The sequence below is a fragment of the Slackia faecicanis genome, assembly GCF_003725295.1.
GTDB classification, from domain to species: domain Bacteria; phylum Actinomycetota; class Coriobacteriia; order Coriobacteriales; family Eggerthellaceae; genus Slackia; species Slackia faecicanis.
Genome location: NZ_QICB01000001.1, coordinates 16,392 through 32,658 on the forward strand (window position 1 = coordinate 16,392; position 16,267 = coordinate 32,658).

Consider the following 16,267-nt stretch of genomic DNA (forward strand, 5'->3'; position numbering starts at 1 on the left):
ATCGAAAGGGCGTTCGCGCGGCGACGGCAGAAGGAGCCTTTCATGCCTATCAGAATTCCCGACGCGCTGCCCGCCACCTCTATCCTGGAGGGCGAGAATATCTTCGTCATGACCGAGCATCGCGCCATGCATCAGGACATCCGCCCGCTGCGTGTGCTGTTGCTCAATTTGATGCCGACCAAGATCGTCACCGAGACCCAGATCATGCGCAAGCTGTCCAACACGCCGCTGCAGATCGAGGTCGAGCTGCTTCGCATCGCCAGCCATCAGTCGAAAAACGTTTCGGCCGACCACCTGGAAACGTTCTACCGCACCTTCGACGAGGTGCGCGACTACCGCTACGACGGCATGATCATCACGGGAGCCCCCGTCGAGACGCTCGATTTCGAATCGGTCGACTATTGGCCGGAACTGGTCGAAATCATGGACTGGAGCCTGACCAACGTGCACAGCGTCTTCCACGTATGCTGGGGCGCGCAGGCGGCGCTGTACCACCATTACGGCGTGCCGAAGCGCAATCTTGACGAGAAATGCTTCGGCGTTTTCGAGAATCGCCTGATCAAGCCGTCTTCGCCTCTGGTGCGCGGCTTCAACGACGTGTCGATGATGCCCCATTCGCGCCATTCCGAGACGTGTTACGAAGACATCGTGGCCAACCAGAAGCTCGAGGTGGTCGCGTATTCCGACGAATGCGGCGTGTCTATTGCGAAGAGTATCGACTCCAAGCATTTCTTCGTGTTCGGCCATCCCGAATACGACGGCGATACGCTCAAGCTCGAATACGATCGCGACGTGGCGCGCGGCCTCGATATCAAGGTGCCCGTGCATTACTATCCCGATGACGACCCCTCGAAGGCGCCCATCGTTTCGTGGCGCGCCGAGGGCCAGCTGATCTACACGAATTGGCTGAACTACTACGTCTATCAGACCACCCCGTACGACCTGGGCGCTCTGTAGGATTCCATCGACCGGGCGGCACCTGCGCGAAGGTGCCGCTTTCCTTTGAGGGGCGGGCTGCATGCGGCCGCGAACAGGAGGGATAGCATGATTTCCGAAAGCAGGATCAAAGTCAGGTATGCGGAAACCGACCGCATGGGCATCGTCTATCACGCCAATTATCTGGTGTGGTTCGAGATCGCCCGCGCGGAGTTCCTCGAAAAGCTCGGCTTTCCCTACGTGGACATGGAGAAGGCGGGATATATGTCTCCCGTCGTCGACGTGCAGCTGCGATACGGCACGCCGCTGACGTACGGCGACACGGCTGTCGTGCGCACGAGCGTGTCGAAGCTTACGCAGTCGAAGACCGAATACGTCTACGAGGTATATAAAGAAGGCCAGGAAATCGGCGTCGACAAGCCCTGCTGCACGGGCCGCACCACGCACTGCCTGGTGGATTCCTCGACGTTTCGGCCGGTGAGCCAGAAGCGCGCGATGCCCGAGCTGTATGCGGCCTATACGGCGGCGCTCGAGGCGGGCGAATAGCGAGAAGCGGCCTTCCGTATGCCGGGCGGCCGAACGAAATCGCGCACGGCTTGTGCGAAACGGCTCCGGCACTGCGCCTGAGCCGTTTCTTTTCGGGCCCGGCCGATGCGGGCGGGCCCAGGGCCGCTTCCCGTTCCTTGGATAAGAGAAAAGGGGCGGGAAGCTTTCTTTATGGACGCCTTCGAAAAACGTCTGCGACAGACGCGAGCGGGCCGCCCGCTGCGGAAGGGCCGGCTCTTGCGTCTGACTGCCCGCCGCCGGCATGACGCCGCTTTTCGCGGCTAGCGCAGCAGCGCGCGGATGGCAGCTTCTTTCGCCTTGGAGTAGGGGCGGTAGCGCAGGGGCGCGTCGAACCAGGAGCCCTTCTTCAGGATGCTTTTCTCGTGGCTGAACGTATCGAAGCTCTTCTTGCCGTGATAGCTTCCCATGCCGCTGGCACCCACGCCGCCGAATCCCATGTTCGAGGTGGCCAGATGCATCACGGTGTCGTTGATGCATCCGCCGCCGAAGGGCACGTGGCGCACGAAGCGGTCCTGGAGGGCGGCATCGCGCGTGAACAGGTACAAGGCGAGCGGCTCGGGCATCGACTTGACCAGCGCCTCGGCTTCTTCGATATGCTCGAGCGCGATGACGGGCATGACGGGCCCGAAGATCTCTTCCTGCATGACGGCGTCGTCGAGCGTCACGTTCGTCATGACGGTGGGCTCGATGCGCAGCGAATCGGCATCGAAGCCGCCGCCGAACGCGGTTTTCGCGGGTTCGATCAAGCCGAGCAGCCTGCCGAAATGCTTGCGGTTCACGATGCGTCCGTACGAGGGGTCGTCGAGCGGGAATTCGCCGAACATGGCCGTGATGTTTCGCTTCACGGCGTCGACGAAGCGGTCGTGCACCTGTTCGTCGACGAGCACGTAGTCGGGCGCGACGCAGGTCTGGCCGCAATTGAGGTACTTGCCGAACACGATGCGTCTGGCCGCGAGCTCGATATCGGCGTCGGCGGCCACGATGCAGGGGCTCTTGCCGCCGAGCTCGAGCGAGACGGGCGTCAGATGCGCCGCCGCTTTCTGCATGACGAGCTTTCCGACCGTCGTGCTGCCGGTGAAGAAGATGTAGTCGAAACGCTGCTCGAGCAGGGCGGCGTTTTCGGCGCGCCCGCCCTGGACGACGAACGCGTGGCCGGGGTCGAAGGCCTCGGCCACGATGTCGGCCACGACTTGGCTGGTGGCGGGGGCGTAGGCGCTCGGCTTCACCAGGCAGCAGTTGCCCGCCGCGATCGCGCCGATCAGCGGCTCCATCGCGAGCATGAAGGGGTAGTTCCACGGCGACATGACCAGCACGACGCCGTAGGGCTCGGCCACGGTGAAGCTTGTCGCGGGGAAGTTCGCCAGGTCGGTGCGCACGCGTTTCGGCTCGGCCCAGCCGCGCAGGTGTCCCAGCTGGTGGCGCAGCTCGGCCAGCGTGAGTCCGATTTCGCACATATAGCTTTCCTGCGACGGCTTTCCGAGGTCGGCCGCGAGCGCCTCGGCGATGCGCGGCTCGGCGTTTTTGACGGCCTTGCGAAGCCTGACGAGCGCGTCGACCCGTTCGTCGATGTCGATCGTGGCGCCCGTCGCGAAATGGGCGCGCAGCCTTTCGACGGCGCTTTCGATGGTTTTCTCTGTATTCATGCGGGCCTCCTTCGTCGGCGCCGCGGGGCGCCGTGTTTCGGTCAATGGTACGCTCGGGCCGCGACGTTCGGTGAAACCCGGCACCGAATCGTTTGAATCGTCGCGGACGTGTTTTTCAAAAGGCCTGTTCCCGGCATTTTCTCGCGGCTATCGAGGAAGCGCTGCGGGGGTTTGCGCGACGATCGCGTCGGCCTGTTCTTGCTTGAGAGCTCCGTATTTCACCATGCGCGCCAGCACGTGGCGCTGACGCTGGCAGGCCAGGTCGAAGTTCAGGGTGGGCGCATAGGCGCTCGGGGCGTTGGGCACGCCGGCCAAAAGCACGCTTTCCCAGTCGGCCATCTCGGCGGGCGCCTTGCCCAGATATCCCGCGCAGGCGCTTCCTATGCCGTAATAGCCGTCGCCGAAATAGATCGAGTTGACGTAGAGCTCCAAGATGTCCTCCTTGGTCAGCTGGCGTTCGATGTCGAAGGCCATGAGCACTTCGGCCACTTTGCGTTCGATGACCTGCTCCTGGGTGAAGAACTCGTTTTTGGCGAGCTGCTGGGTGATGGTCGAGCCGCCCTCGACGATCGCCCCCGCGCGTATGTCGTTGCAGAGCGCGCGGGCGGTGGCGAAGACGTCGAATCCGGGATGCTGGTAGAAACGGTGGTCCTCGACCGATACGACGGCATCGAGGTAGACTTGCGGAAGCCGTTCGAGGTCGATGTAGGCGCTGTTTGCGCGAATGCTCTCGGCCATCTGCGCGACGCTCTCTCGTTCGGAGGCCTGCTTATAGAGCGTATAGCCCCGTATGCCGAAATACGCGCAGGTCCCCATGAGGAATGCAAGCAGTAGGATGAGGAACCATTTCACGAGCTTGCGCAACGCTCGGCCGAATCCGTTTTTCTTGGAGATGTCGTTGGTGTACGCGGGTCGTCGCATGGGCCCTCCTTCCCGCGCCGGCTTGTTGGCCTCAGTATGCACGATGCGCCTTGCGCCGGAATGACGCAACGATGCCGATTCGGTGACGAAATGATCGGTATGCTGCAGAAAAGAAAACGCAGCTCATGAAAGCTGCGTTTTCCGGGAGGGGCTGCTTTGTTCTGCTGGGCCGCGTGACGCACGGCGTTTCTGTCGAGCATGAAGCGCCGTATGCGCGGGATTGCATAGGCTGTATCGATATATCCATTCAATTAACTGTCATACTATCATAGTACAGATTGGAGAAATAGAGCTATTGCCATTAGCCTTAATTTACGCAAATGAAATTGCTTTATGGAGAAAACATGGATAGAATATCCATTATCAAACTGTCCTATCTAACTAAGGCAGATAGGACAGTTTTATCGATGGTTCGAATGAATTTGCTTTGATTCGAACCGCTTGGATAGGGGGAAGGGGAAACTATGGACGCCATGTTGACTCGGCGAAATTTCGTGAAGTGGGGAGCGGCGACGGCGGGAACCGCATCGCTTGTCGGGTTGAATGCCTGCGCTCCAAAGAATGAAGCCCAGGAAGAGACGGGTGCGGGTGCTGCTGAGTCGGGCGCATGGCTCAATGCTCCCTGCTACAACAACTGCAGCTGCGGTTCGTCTCGTTGTCTTAATAAAGTCTATGTTGAAGACGGAGTTCCCCTGAAAACGAGGAGCGATGAGTCCGAGATCGATTCGTATGCGATGCCTCAGCGTCGTTCGTGCCTTCGTGGTCGCGCCAAGATGAGCGAGGTGCTTTCTCCTGCGCGTATTAAATATCCCATGAAGCGCAAGAACTTCAGCCTTGACGATCCTCATGGAGACTTGCGAGGCAAGGACGAATGGGAACGTATGGAATGGGACGAAGCGCTTGATCTGGTTGCCGATGGCATCAAGCGCATGCTCGATCAATACGGCCCGAAGGGCATTCTTTGCGGGGCCTCGTCCAATATCGGAGACGGTTATTACGACCAGAATGTCTGCCTCTTGAACGCTCTTGGCGGTTCGGTTCATGCTGAGGCGGGAACTGTCTCGTTCGGTTCTTGGTCCGTGGCGGACACCCACATGCTCGGCGGTTTCGCCATGACGAATACCCCGCACCATATTCAGATGCTTTCGAGTGATTTGCATGTCATGTTTGGCTGCAATTGGGCGGCCAACAAGGCTGGCAATCATACGTGGTATTTGCAGCAGTGTCGCGAACGCGGTGCGAAGGTCATTGTCATAGACCCATGGTTGAATCAGACTGCCCAGGTGGTTGCCGATGAATGGATTCCCATTATTCCCGGCACCGACACGGCTCTCGTTATTGCCATTTGCCATGAATGGATTGCTGCTGGAACCTATGACCAGGAATTCCTTGATACGTATTGCGTGGGTTTTGACGGGGACCACATGCCCGAAGGGGCTCCCGCCAACGCATCCTGGAAAGACTATGTCATGGGCACGGGATACGATATGGTTCCGAAAACGCCCGAATGGGCCGAGAAGATTTGCGGCGTTCCCGCTGCGAAGATTCGTGAGCTTGCGACCGAAATCGCCTCGGTTGACAAGGTCGATTTCTTCTCCTCCCAGTCTACTTCGAAGATTCCTGCGGGCGAACAATTCGTTCAAAGTTTCTATACCATGGCGCTTATGCATGGAGGAATTGGTATGCCCGGGCATTATTTCGGCTGGTCTGGCATGAAGGACTTCATGAGCAGCAGTGTCAATCCCGGTTCGTATTGCCCTGTTGATGCGGATCCCGTCAATCCTCTTCAGCCTGCAGGGGCTCCTGTATACATGTATTACCCCATTCCTGTGTTTGCGACCATGGAAGATCCTGAAGGTTGGCTGAATCTTGAGCCTTCCGAGACGTGGCGCTCCATCAAGGCAGGCGAATACGGTCGTGACTGCTGGCCCACGGGGAAGCGCAAGATCGACATTCATGCCGCTTACTTTGGCGGACATATGAGCACGCTGAACCAGATTCCGGATACCATGACGGGCATCGAGGTGGTGCGCGGCATGGACTTCGTGTGGGGATGCAACCCGTTCTTCGATTCCACGCGACAGTATTGCGACGTATTGCTGCCCTGCTGCACATTCTGGGAGAAACCGAACAAGGCGTTTGCCGGCGATGCCTCCTCGGCTTTGTGGTTCGATCAAATCATGAATCCTCTTTACGAATCCAAGCCTGAAAGCTGGATTGCGGAAGAACTGGCGAAGCGCCTCGGGGTCGATCCCAAGGTGGTTAATTCGCTTACTGATTCCGAGAGGACATACGCAACCGTGCGCGATGCGGTGTATATGGACGGTACCACCTTCCAGCCTTCGCCGCTGCTTACGATTACGCAGGAAGAAATCGATACATATTTCCCCGGTGTGGAGGGCTCTCCTCAGGAAGGGAAATTCACATTCCAGGAATTCCGTGAGCAAGGCATCCTGAAGGCCGAGCTTTCGGAAGAGATGGTTATTCCCGAGCCTTATGCGGCTTTCATCGCCGACCCTGCAGGCGCGCCTTTGGCCACGGCTTCGGGCAAGTTTGAGATTTATTGCGAAACGCTTGCGGCGATGATCAATTCCGTCGGTTACTCCACCATTGCTCCTATTGGCATCTATCAGGTGGGAGACCCCGAGCAGGGCGTTGAGGCACGTACTGATGAATATCCGCTCTTGCTTTGGACGCCGCATTCTTTGAGGCGCGCGCATTCGGTCAATGACAACGTTGTCAGCTTGCGCGAAGCTTTCCCGCAGGAATGCTTCATGAGCACGGTTGACGCCGAGGCGCGCGGCATCAAGAACGGAGACATCGTTTTGATGACAAGCCCCCATGGAAAAGTTTTGCGCCCTGCCAAGGTTGTTCCGAATATCGTTCCTGGTGCTGTTGCCATGCAGGATGGTGCCTGGTTCCAGATTGACGAAGAGACGGGAATCGATTTGGGCGGATGCCCGAACGTCCTTCAGGCCCCGAAGTCATCCGGCGGTGGTTGCCAGGCGTGGACGGGAACGATTTTGCAGGTCGAAAAGTACGACGGCCCCTTGGAGCTTTTGCCCGACAAGAACCGTCCCGTTGTTACGCCCGTTGGCATCGAGGGATAGAGGAGGCCTCCTATGACTCAGTATGCATTTTATTTCGATTCTTCCAAATGCACGGGATGCAAGACGTGTCAGGTGGTTTGCAAAGAGAACCATAAGCTCCCGACGGATAATCTTTGGCGTCGTGTGCTGGAGTACCAGGGCGGCTCCTGGTCCGTCGATGCATCGGGCTGCTATGTCCCCGAAGGTGCTTTCGGCTACAAGATTTCCTTGTCGTGCAATCATTGCGACATGCCTGCCTGCATGGCAAATTGTGCGACGGGCGCTATTTCGAAGGACGAAGACACCGGAATCGTCTCGATAGACCGGGAAGCTTGCATTGGATGCAAGGCGTGCATCACGGCATGCCCCTATGAGGCTCCTACGTTTATCGAGGAAACGGGTGTCGTATCGAAATGCGATATGTGTCTTGACGAAGTGTCGTCGGGGCATGTTCCGTTCTGTGTTGCTTCTTGCCCGATGCGTGCGCTTGACTGGGGCGACAAAGACGAGCTCATTGCCAAATACGGCGAAGGGGATGTCGAAATCGAGCCGTTGCCGGAAAACACCACTGGCGCCAACCTCATCATCAAGCCTCATCCCGCCGCTCAGAAAACGGGCGCGGGAACGGGTTCTACAGTCAATCTTGCGGAAGAGCTCTAGCTTTCCGACGCACATCGCGCGCGTCGGTTCGGCGCGATAGAATGAAAGACGCAGGGCGGATGATTCCGCCCTGCGGCGTATTACGTGGTGCTCTCTCGAAACCGCCTTGTTTCGAGATGCTGAGCACGGAGAGGGGGACGAATGGCGTGCTTTTCCACAGAAGAGCTTGCCTCGGTAGGCGTTGCTTTCGATTTCGCCGCACGTTTGGTTCAGGTGGAGCCTGGGCGGGCCTGGATTGAATCGTGCATCGACGACGACCTGTTCGCCGCTGCGCCTTTTGGGCAAGACGACGAGGCGGTTGCGAACGGGCTGGCGCTGATGCGCCAGTGGTGTGCGGGAGCAGCGGGCGATGTTGACGAGGCGGTCGGATCGCTGCAGCGCGAGTGGCTTCGTCTGTTCGTCGGCCTGGGCGCTCCCGAGGCGTCCATCAACGAGTCGTATTACACGGAGCCGAACTCGATCATGTTCGGACAAAGCACGCTTTCCGCGCGTGCCGCCTATCGGGCATGGGGCCTGGAAAGCGACCGCAAAGCGAGCGAGCCCGACGATGCCCTGGGCATCATGCTGGCGTTTTGCGCCCATCTTGTGCGCGAATCGCTGCGCTTGGGGGAATCGGGAGACGAAGAGGCTTCGCGCAAGCCCCTCAAAGCTTTCGAGGATTTCCTTGTGCAGCATATGCTTCCTTGGCTTTCTGCCTGGCGTTACTTGGTGAAGCAGCACGCGAAAACCGATTACTATCGCGGGGTCGGGGAGCTGGTGTTCGGGCTTGAGCGGTCGTGCGCCGCGCGCTTCGGCATCGCGTTCGACGAAGGAAATGGTTCGTTTTCGTATAATCATCGCCTGTAGCATGTGGCCAAGCACAGCGTCGTCGTGCCGAATCGGGCTGTGCGCGCCTTGGGTCAAGATGGGAGGGCGATGTGTTCGGGCCGCTGATCATCATGTATCTGTTTTTGGGAGGATGCGGAGCGGGCATGCTGCTCGTGTCCTCTCTGTGGAGCCTGGTTTTCCATGCCCGCGCCAACCGGACCTTTCGCCAGTCGGCCGCCTTCAGGACGTTTCGCAATCGCTGTTTCGTGGCGGGCACGATCGTGGTCTGCCTCGGGGCGGTGTGCCTTTTGGCCGATTTGGGAAGGCCCGAACGCTTCGTTTTGCTTTTCTTCAGGCCAAACGAGACGTATCTGACGTTCGGCACGTTCGTTTTGGCGGCGCTTGCGGCTGTTGCGTCGTTTCTTTCGGCGGTCAACTGCCTGTATCTGCCGCGCTTCGACGCGCGGGCGAAGGTCGTCGCCGAGGTGCTGTGCGCGGTTTTGTCGGTGGCCGTCATGACGTATACGGGGCTTTTCCTGCAGGGGCTTTATGCCGTAGCGTTTTGGGACACGTGGCTCGTGCCCGCCCTGTTCGTTCTCTCGGCGGTTTCCATGGGAATATCGGCGTGCCTGCTGGTCTCGGCGTTCATGCGCGACGGTTGGCTGTACGGCCGCGACATCGGTCGCATGCATGCGATTCACGTTTTCGTGCTTATCGTCGAGGCGTTCGCATTGGCCGCCTTTCTTGCAACGGCCGCTTTCGGGCGCGGCGAGGCGCCGGCGTCGTTCGCGCTTTTGCTGCATGACCCGTTGCTTTCGTGGTTCGCTGCGGGCGTCGTGCTGTGCGGCCTTGCGGTTCCGCTCATCGGCGAGAGCGTCTTGCGTGCTCGCCGCATCGAGCGCGCGCTTCCGCTCATCGACGCGCTGTGTATTTTCGGCGGGCTTGCCCTGAGAATCTGCATCGTTTCGGCGGGCCTGCACTGAGCGTGACGCAAAGCATGCATGAATCAGCCCGCCTTGTCTGCAGCTTGCGGCGTCTTTCGCTACAATCAAACAGACCTTCTTCGACAAACGCTACCGATGGGAACGACGCACATGCCCGAATTCAGGCTCGACGAAGCCTCCGGATTGCCCGTATGGCTTCAGTTGCGCAACAGGCTCATATACCTTATCAAAACCGGGTATTACCGCCCGGGCGAGCAGCTTCCGAGCGTGCGAAGCCTGGCGGCCGATCTTTCTATCAACTACAACACGGTCAGCAAGGCCTATGTCGATCTGGAGCATTCGGGCTATGTGAAATCGATTCGCGGACGCGGTGTGTTCGTGCGTGAAACACCCGAGGCCCTTCATGGTGAAATGACCTCGGCGGTCGATACCGTTTTGGAGGATGCCATCAGGCGCTGCCTTTCCATGGGCATGTCGCTTGACGAGGTCCAGTTGCGTATGATCGACATCACGCACGAAATCAAAAAGGAAATGAAAACGCGATTGCGCTAGGAGAGGGTTGGCGTGAAAGAAGAGAAGAGGCCTCGTTCGCCTTTCGCACGTGAGCACAGGGCGGCGCCTATCGAGAAATACAATTCGCGCAGCGACCGTAGGACGTCGCAAAACGGCGCTATGGCGTTTTCGGCGTTCGTGTTCGTGGTTGCGTTCTGTGCGGCGTCGCTTATCGGCGTGGCCCTTGTGGGCGAGCCGGTGGTATGGGTGTTTCTGGCGGCGTTGGTCGTGGCGGTGCTTGCCGTGATGTCGATCCACATCGCCATGCAGTGGGAAAAGGTGGTCGTGCTGCGCCTGGGCAAGTTCAGCCGCACCAAAGGCCCGGGGCTGTATTTTACGATCCCGTTCATCGACCAGATTGCGCTTTCCGCCGATCAGCGCGTCATGGTGACCGGCTTCGGCGCCGAGGCCACGCTGACGAGCGACCTTGTTCCCATCAACGTGGACGCGGTGCTGTTTTGGATGGTGTGGGATGCCGAAAAGGCGGCGCTCGAGGTTGAGAACTACTACAATTCAGTCAATCTTGCCGCCCAGACGGCGCTGCGCGACGCGATCGGCCGCGCCAGCGCTTCGGAGGTGGCGGTGCGCCGCAACCAGCTCGACGAGGAGCTTCAGGAAGTCATTGAAGACAAGACGAGTCAATGGGGCATCACCGTTCTTTCCGTTGAGATTCGGGATATCGTGATTCCCGAAAGCTTGCAGGAGGTCATGAGCGCCGAAGCGCAGGCGGAGCGCGAGAAAAACGCCCGCATGGTGCTCGCCGAAGTGGAAAAGGACATCTCGTCCATGCTCGTGGAGGCGGCCGACCAATATAAGGAAAACGAAGTTGCCCTGCGCCTGCGCACGATGCATCTGCTGTACGAGAGCGTGAAAAACACTGGAGGCACCGTGGTTATTCCGAGCGCCTACAGCGAAGGCTTCAGCGATTCCACGCTTGATGCGCTGACCGAGTCGTTGAAAAAGCGCTAGGCGCGCGGCCGGTTTTGGTTGGAAATCAAAGCGTGGCCGGTTTTCGCATGCAGGATGCGCTTCATGCGCGGCGTTGCCCGTGCCGCCTGATAGAATGGCGCGGACACACAGGCGATAGGGAAGGTCGGCGAAGCGCGTGGCATTTCTGTTCGGATGCGAAGGCGTCCATCTTGAATATCCGACGAAGAAGGTTCTCGACAACGTGACGCTCGGCGTGCACGAGGGCGACCGCATCGGTATCGTGGGGCAAAACGGCGACGGCAAATCGACGCTGCTCGGCGTGCTTGCGAGCACGGTGGAGCCCGAAGACGGCCTGGTGCGCCGCACGCGCGGTTTGCGCATCGGCATGCTCGCCCAGCGCGATTCGCTCGATGACGAGGCTACGGTGGAGCGCGCCGTGGTGGGCGACACGCCCGAATACGTATGGGCGGGAGACGCGCGTGTGCGCGAGGTGATCGCGGCGCTGATCGCCGACATCGATTGGCAGGCGCAGGTGGGCACGCTTTCGGGCGGCCAGCGCCGCCGCGTCGACCTGACGCGTCTTCTGATCGGTGACTGGGACGTTCTGATGCTCGACGAGCCGACGAACCATTTGGACATGCACGCCATCGCTTGGCTGGCATCGTATCTGAACAGGCGCTGGCCCAAGGGAACGGGCGCGCTGCTCACGGTGACTCACGACCGTTGGTTTCTCGACGAGGTCGCCAATGCCATGTGGGAAGTGCATGACGGCGCGGTCGACCCGTTCGAGGGCGGGTATTCGGCATACGTTCTGCAGCGCGTCGAGCGTGATCGCGTGGCGCAGGTGACCGAGCAGAAGCGCAAGAATCTCATGCGCAAGGAACTCGCATGGCTTTCCCGCGGCGCCCGCGCGCGTTCGACGAAGCCGAAGTTCCATATGGCGCTTGCCCAGGAGCTTATCGCGGGTGAACCTCCCGTGCGTAACACGCTCGAGCTTCGCGCAATGGCCATGCAGCGCTTGGGCAAGCAGTGCGTGTCGCTGACGCGCGTGACGGAGCGCTTCGGAGACAAGACGGTGCTCGACAACGTGGACTGGACCGTGGGTCCCGGCGACCGCGTGGGCATCCTGGGTGAGAACGGCGCGGGTAAGACTACGCTCCTCAAAATCGTGCAGGGCGCCATCAAGCCGGACTCGGGATTCGTGAAAATCGGCAAGACGGTGAAATTCGCCGTGCTGTCTCAGCGCTTGGACGAACTTGAGGAAATGAGCAAATACCGTGTGACCGAGGTGCTGTCGCGTTATCGCACCCGCGTCGTGGTCGACGGGAAAGAGACCACGCCCGCCAAGCTGCTCGAGCGTCTCGGCTTTTCTTCGAGGCATCTCTACACCCGAATCTGCGATTTGTCAGGCGGTCAGAAGCGCAGGCTCCAGCTGCTGCTGATCTTGCTCGACGAGCCCAACGTGTTGATTCTCGACGAGCCTGGAAACGATCTCGATACCGATATGCTCGCCGTTTTGGAAGACTTGCTGGACACCTGGGCGGGAACGCTTGTCATGGTGACGCATGACCGCTATTTGATGGAGCGCGTGACCGACGACCAATACGCGCTCATCGACGGCAAGGTTCGCCATTGCCCGCGCGGCGTGGACGAATATCTCGAGCTTTTGGCCGAACGTGATGCCGCATCGGGTTCGGGCCGCACGTTCGCCGATGTGACGGGCCGGGGCGGCGCGGCTGATGCGCCGCAGACGGCGGCCCCGGCGGCCGGTACCTCTCCGATGCTGAGCAATGCCGAGCTGCGCGATATGAAAAAACGTCTGGCCAGCCTGAACAAGAAGATGGGCACCGCCGCGAAAAGGGTAGAGGACAAACAGGCCGAGATGGATGCGGCCGACCCCACCGATTTCGTGCGTCTGGGCGAGCTTCAGGCGGAATTGGATGCTTTGCGTGCGGCGAAAGAAGAGCTCGAGGACGAATGGCTCGAACTAGCTGACGCGTTGAGCGTGGAGTAGCGCTTTCGAATGGAGGAATCACGTCGTATCGAAGGACGGGCTTGCGCGGCCCGTCCTTTTGCGTTCGTTCGCGTGTTGCCGATTTTTACGACGACAGCCGCGCTCTGCTCCGCGTCAGGAGAGCGTGCAGGTTGAAAGGCCGTTTGCACGCGTGATGTGCAGCCGCCTTGTGCAGACCGCTTCAAGGAAACGTTCGTCGTGGCTTACGGCGACGAGCGCGCCGGGAAATGCCGCTAGCGCTTGCTCGAGCGCCTCGACGGAGTGGATGTCGAGGTGGTTGGTCGGCTCGTCCGCCATGATAAGGGCGGCGCCGTCGGCGATGCCGCATGCGATGGCGAGCTTACGCAGCTCTCCCGGGCTGGTTCGGCCGCCTTCGAGGATGCGGTCGGGATTGGAATCGAGGCGGGCGACGATCGAAAGGATGCGACCCTTCGTTTCAGGGGATTCGTCGCGCACGCGTTGCACGAGTCGTCGCGCTTCATCGGGCGTGTATTCCTGGGGAATGAATAGGATGCGGATATCGGGGTCCATGTGATCGAGCAGATGCCTTACTAGCGTCGTTTTACCGCTTCCGTTGTTTCCGCTGATTCCCAGATGGTCGGTATTGCCCACGTAGAGCCGGGGCACACGAAGCAACCCCTGCGGTCCGCATGCGATGGGTGCTTCTTCCACGTGCATCAGGGTCTTTCGGGGGTGGGGCTGCATGTCGAAGGCGATCGATCCGTCATAGCGCTTTTCCGTGCGCGTGCGGGCGATGTCGGCCCAGGCGCGCTCAAGCCGCGCATTCATGCCGCTTGCGAGCGCGCCGGCCTTTCCGTCCTGGCCGGTATAGATCGCCAGCTTGCGTTTTGCCCGGCCGTCGGAATCGTGCTTGTCGAGCATGCGGGCGCTGCGTCGTTTCGCTGTCTTGGATGCTTCTTCTGCGCGGCGGATATACTCGTGCTGTAGCGCCGCGGCGGTTCTTTTCGCTTGTACGTTGGCACGCTGCGAGCAAAGCAGCTCTCGTTTGCGCTGTTCGGAAGCATTGCCATAGTCTCCTGGCCTCATGACGAAGCGGCCGTTTTCAAAGCAGAGACACTGTTTTGGTAAAGAATCGATCAAAAGGCGGTCGTGCGAAATGACGATGCCGATGCCCGAAAATGCCCGCAGCGACTCAAGGATGCATGCACGGCATGCTGCGTCGACGTGGTTGGTCGGCTCGTCGAGGACGAGCAGTTCGGGCTCACTCCAAAGCGCGACGGCGATTTGGAGCTTTTTCTGCTCGCCGCCGCTTAGGGATTCGAAACGCCAAGGGGCGTCGTCAGGAATTTCGAGAGCGGCTCGCAGGCGTGTCGCTTCGGGGGAGAAGTCGCATGCGAAATCGTAGAGCAGCGCGGGCTCCATGCGCGGGTCTTGTTCGCAATACGCAAAGGAAAGGCGTGCGGATACGTTGCCGTCGTCGGGTTTTTCCAGACCGCAGGCGATACGGGCGAGCGTGGTCTTGCCGCACCCGTTGTCGCCGACAAGCGCGGTCCAGCCTTGCGCGAAGGTAGCGGACACGTCGTGCAGCACGGGGTCGGCGGATTGCGGGTGGGTGTATGCGATATGGGAGAGCGTGAGGATGGTTCGTGCCATAGGGCGGCCTCCTGTCGGAAAGGTCGCGCATGGGCAAGCGTGGTTTTTCTCGGGGCGAAAACGCTTTCGCTCATGGGGCGAAGCTATGAGAAAAAGCGAGATGGAGCCGTTGGGAAAACGAACGTATAAGACGATGCTGCCCGATATGCGCGAAGGCTGCGCCGCGAAAGCGGCCGGATGCGAATGGGGCACAAAACTGTGCATCGTCTAGAACTTCATGTATGCAGGGCTCCTTAGAAGCGGATGCGCACGGCATCCTCGGTGAATTCATTCCGGCGAGTATACCGGCGTCCGACGGCGCCGGCAAGGATGCCTTCCTCTAGACCGACGGGAGCATGCTCGCTAGAATTGCCCGCATCGCACGCTTCGTGCGGTATAGAACAAGGGGGGGTAAAGGTGATTCTGACTATCGACCAGGAGAGTCCTCTGACCGTGCGCGAGCAGCAGATTCTATACCATATCGCCCGTGGCCTTTCGAACAGGGGCATAGCGGCCCGTCTTGCGCTTTCGGAACAGACGGTGAAAGTCCATCTTGCTAATATGATTGCGAAAACGGGCTGCGACAATCGTGCAGCCCTTGTCGCGTACGGCTTCGAGACGGGGGTGCTTAAGGCGCGATGATTCGCCTAGAGTACGGCAGGAAGCGTACTCCCCGACGCCGATTTAATCCGAATGGGCTATTACGCGGCCGTTCGTGCTCCGATACTCTGTAATCGCGCCGAATCCTCGGCACGGAGAGCGAAGGAGAGCAATGATCGCATTCATAGCCGCCGCGGCGAGCATCACGCTTTACGGCTGCGCGGCCAGCCTCTGTGCGTTTCGCGCCGCCCGTAAGGCCGACCGCTTTTCCGTCGCTTCCCGCCTTTTCTTCCTTGCGGCTTTCCTGCTCCATTCCGCCTCGATCGGAATGGAGTCGGTCAGCACGTCGGGAACCGTTCTCGTGGGCCCGAACGTGCTCATGCTCACGTCATGGGTTCTGTCCGTGGCGTCGTTGTTCGTGGCGGTTTTCGCCAAGAGGCCGTACGGCTATCTCGTCGTAGCCGCTTCGACGGTCGCCTTGCTCATGTTGATCGCCCAGATGAGCTCGCTGTTTTCCGGGTCGGCTTTCTATACGAACAGCACGTACGAACAGTGGCCCGCCCTCGTTCTCCATATCCTTTCCTTCCTTGCGGCCATGGCGTGTTTCGTCATCAGCGCCGCGGCATCCGCCATGCAGCTTTATCAGCGCCGCCTGATGAAGGACCGCAGTGCGCGGTTGTTCAATCTCACCATGCCTGCGCTCGACACGCTCAATGCCGTCGCCCGCCGTGCGGGGCTTGTCGGCCTTCCGTTGTTCACGCTGGGGATGCTGCTCGGGTTCGGTAGATATGCGATCCGCCACGGCGTTATGGTGGCCGCAGGCTGTCCTGCCGCATTCTCGTATCTGGGTCCTCGCATCGGACTTTCGATCGTCGTGTGGTCGGCCTACGCCGTGTTCGTCGGTGTTTCCTACCTCGCGCCGTCTTTGGCCGGATCGAAGACGCGGTCGGTCCTTTCCATCTGCGGTTTCTCGGCAGCTCTTGTGCTGATGTTCGTCGCGGCGGTTTAGAG

The 16,267-nt window shown here is 59.9% G+C and carries 14 protein-coding genes; 11 read left to right on the plus strand and 3 right to left on the minus strand.

Going from position 1 to position 16,267, the window contains the following annotated elements; genetic code table 11:
- Window positions 1-42: 42 nt before the first annotated feature.
- Both metA and DMP07_RS00090 read left to right on the plus strand, forming a co-directional pair.
- Complete coding sequence (gene metA, locus DMP07_RS00085) at window positions 43-957, plus strand: homoserine O-acetyltransferase MetA (RefSeq protein ID WP_123197135.1); 915 nt, start codon at window positions 43-45, stop codon at window positions 955-957.
- A gap of 87 nt (window positions 958-1,044) precedes the next feature.
- The gene (locus DMP07_RS00090) at window positions 1,045-1,482 is read left to right on the plus strand and encodes an acyl-CoA thioesterase (RefSeq protein ID WP_123197136.1); all 438 of its coding nucleotides are present in this window, start codon (window positions 1,045-1,047) and stop codon (window positions 1,480-1,482) included.
- Between the two features lie 281 nt (window positions 1,483-1,763).
- Here the strand turns inward: DMP07_RS00090 and DMP07_RS00095 are convergent, their stop codons facing one another.
- Together DMP07_RS00095 and DMP07_RS00100 are read right to left on the minus strand one after the other, a co-directional pair.
- Entirely contained in the window at window positions 1,764-3,146 is a 1,383-nt protein-coding gene (locus tag DMP07_RS00095) for an aldehyde dehydrogenase (RefSeq protein ID WP_123197137.1), read from the minus strand.
- A 147-nt stretch (window positions 3,147-3,293) separates the two neighbouring features.
- Window positions 3,294-4,067 (minus strand): biosynthetic peptidoglycan transglycosylase, encoded by a 774-nt coding sequence (locus tag DMP07_RS00100; protein WP_123197138.1) that lies wholly within the window; start codon window positions 4,065-4,067, stop codon window positions 3,294-3,296.
- A gap of 464 nt (window positions 4,068-4,531) precedes the next feature.
- Between DMP07_RS00100 and DMP07_RS00105 the strand changes: the two genes are divergently transcribed.
- From DMP07_RS00105 to DMP07_RS00135, 7 genes are all read left to right on the plus strand, one after another.
- Complete coding sequence (locus DMP07_RS00105; RefSeq protein ID WP_123197139.1) at window positions 4,532-7,177, plus strand: molybdopterin-dependent oxidoreductase; 2,646 nt, start codon at window positions 4,532-4,534, stop codon at window positions 7,175-7,177.
- A gap of 12 nt (window positions 7,178-7,189) precedes the next feature.
- Window positions 7,190-7,816: a DMSO/selenate family reductase complex B subunit gene (locus DMP07_RS00110; protein WP_123197140.1), complete on the plus strand. Its 627-nt coding sequence runs from the start codon at window positions 7,190-7,192 to the stop codon at window positions 7,814-7,816.
- Window positions 7,817-7,957: 141 nt separating this feature from the next.
- The gene (locus DMP07_RS00115; protein WP_123197141.1) at window positions 7,958-8,662 is read left to right on the plus strand and encodes a TorD/DmsD family molecular chaperone; all 705 of its coding nucleotides are present in this window, start codon (window positions 7,958-7,960) and stop codon (window positions 8,660-8,662) included.
- 71 nt (window positions 8,663-8,733) lie between these two features.
- On the plus strand, window positions 8,734-9,606 hold the full coding sequence (gene nrfD, locus DMP07_RS00120; RefSeq protein WP_123197142.1) for an NrfD/PsrC family molybdoenzyme membrane anchor subunit: 873 nt from the start codon (window positions 8,734-8,736) through the stop codon (window positions 9,604-9,606).
- A gap of 18 nt (window positions 9,607-9,624) precedes the next feature.
- A complete protein-coding gene (locus DMP07_RS00125; RefSeq protein WP_244594787.1) occupies window positions 9,625-10,119 on the plus strand; it encodes a GntR family transcriptional regulator in 495 nt (164 codons plus the stop codon).
- A 12-nt stretch (window positions 10,120-10,131) separates the two neighbouring features.
- Window positions 10,132-11,088: a slipin family protein gene (locus DMP07_RS00130; protein WP_244594788.1), complete on the plus strand. Its 957-nt coding sequence runs from the start codon at window positions 10,132-10,134 to the stop codon at window positions 11,086-11,088.
- A 136-nt stretch (window positions 11,089-11,224) separates the two neighbouring features.
- Complete coding sequence (locus DMP07_RS00135; protein WP_123197144.1) at window positions 11,225-13,063, plus strand: ABC-F family ATP-binding cassette domain-containing protein; 1,839 nt, start codon at window positions 11,225-11,227, stop codon at window positions 13,061-13,063.
- 114 nt (window positions 13,064-13,177) lie between these two features.
- Here DMP07_RS00135 and DMP07_RS00140 read toward each other — a convergent pair whose 3' ends face one another.
- Entirely contained in the window at window positions 13,178-14,677 is a 1,500-nt protein-coding gene (locus DMP07_RS00140) for an ATP-binding cassette domain-containing protein (protein WP_123197145.1), read from the minus strand.
- 396 nt (window positions 14,678-15,073) lie between these two features.
- Here DMP07_RS00140 and DMP07_RS08735 point away from each other — a divergent pair, with 396 nt between their 5' ends.
- Both DMP07_RS08735 and ccsA read left to right on the plus strand, forming a co-directional pair.
- Complete coding sequence (locus DMP07_RS08735) at window positions 15,074-15,298, plus strand: response regulator transcription factor (protein ID WP_161956985.1); 225 nt, start codon at window positions 15,074-15,076, stop codon at window positions 15,296-15,298.
- Window positions 15,299-15,428: 130 nt separating this feature from the next.
- Entirely contained in the window at window positions 15,429-16,265 is an 837-nt protein-coding gene (gene ccsA / locus DMP07_RS00150; RefSeq protein ID WP_123197147.1) for a cytochrome c biogenesis protein CcsA, read from the plus strand.
- Window positions 16,266-16,267: the final 2 nt, after the last annotated feature.

Coding starts and splice junctions, on each gene's coding strand:
- ccsA (WP_123197147.1), top strand. CDS start 15,429: ATGATCGCATTCATAGCCGCCGCGGCGAGCATCACGCTTTACGGCTGC.
- DMP07_RS00125 (WP_244594787.1), top strand. CDS start 9,625: ATGAATCAGCCCGCCTTGTCTGCAGCTTGCGGCGTCTTTCGCTACAAT.
- DMP07_RS00140 (WP_123197145.1), bottom strand. CDS start 14,677: ATGGCACGAACCATCCTCACGCTCTCCCATATCGCATACACCCACCCG.
- DMP07_RS00100 (WP_123197138.1), bottom strand. CDS start 4,067: ATGCGACGACCCGCGTACACCAACGACATCTCCAAGAAAAACGGATTC.
- DMP07_RS00090 (WP_123197136.1), top strand. CDS start 1,045: ATGATTTCCGAAAGCAGGATCAAAGTCAGGTATGCGGAAACCGACCGC.
- DMP07_RS00115 (WP_123197141.1), top strand. CDS start 7,958: ATGGCGTGCTTTTCCACAGAAGAGCTTGCCTCGGTAGGCGTTGCTTTC.
- DMP07_RS00110 (WP_123197140.1), top strand. CDS start 7,190: ATGACTCAGTATGCATTTTATTTCGATTCTTCCAAATGCACGGGATGC.
- DMP07_RS00095 (WP_123197137.1), bottom strand. CDS start 3,146: ATGAATACAGAGAAAACCATCGAAAGCGCCGTCGAAAGGCTGCGCGCC.
- metA (WP_123197135.1), top strand. CDS start 43: ATGCCTATCAGAATTCCCGACGCGCTGCCCGCCACCTCTATCCTGGAG.
- DMP07_RS00105 (WP_123197139.1), top strand. CDS start 4,532: ATGGACGCCATGTTGACTCGGCGAAATTTCGTGAAGTGGGGAGCGGCG.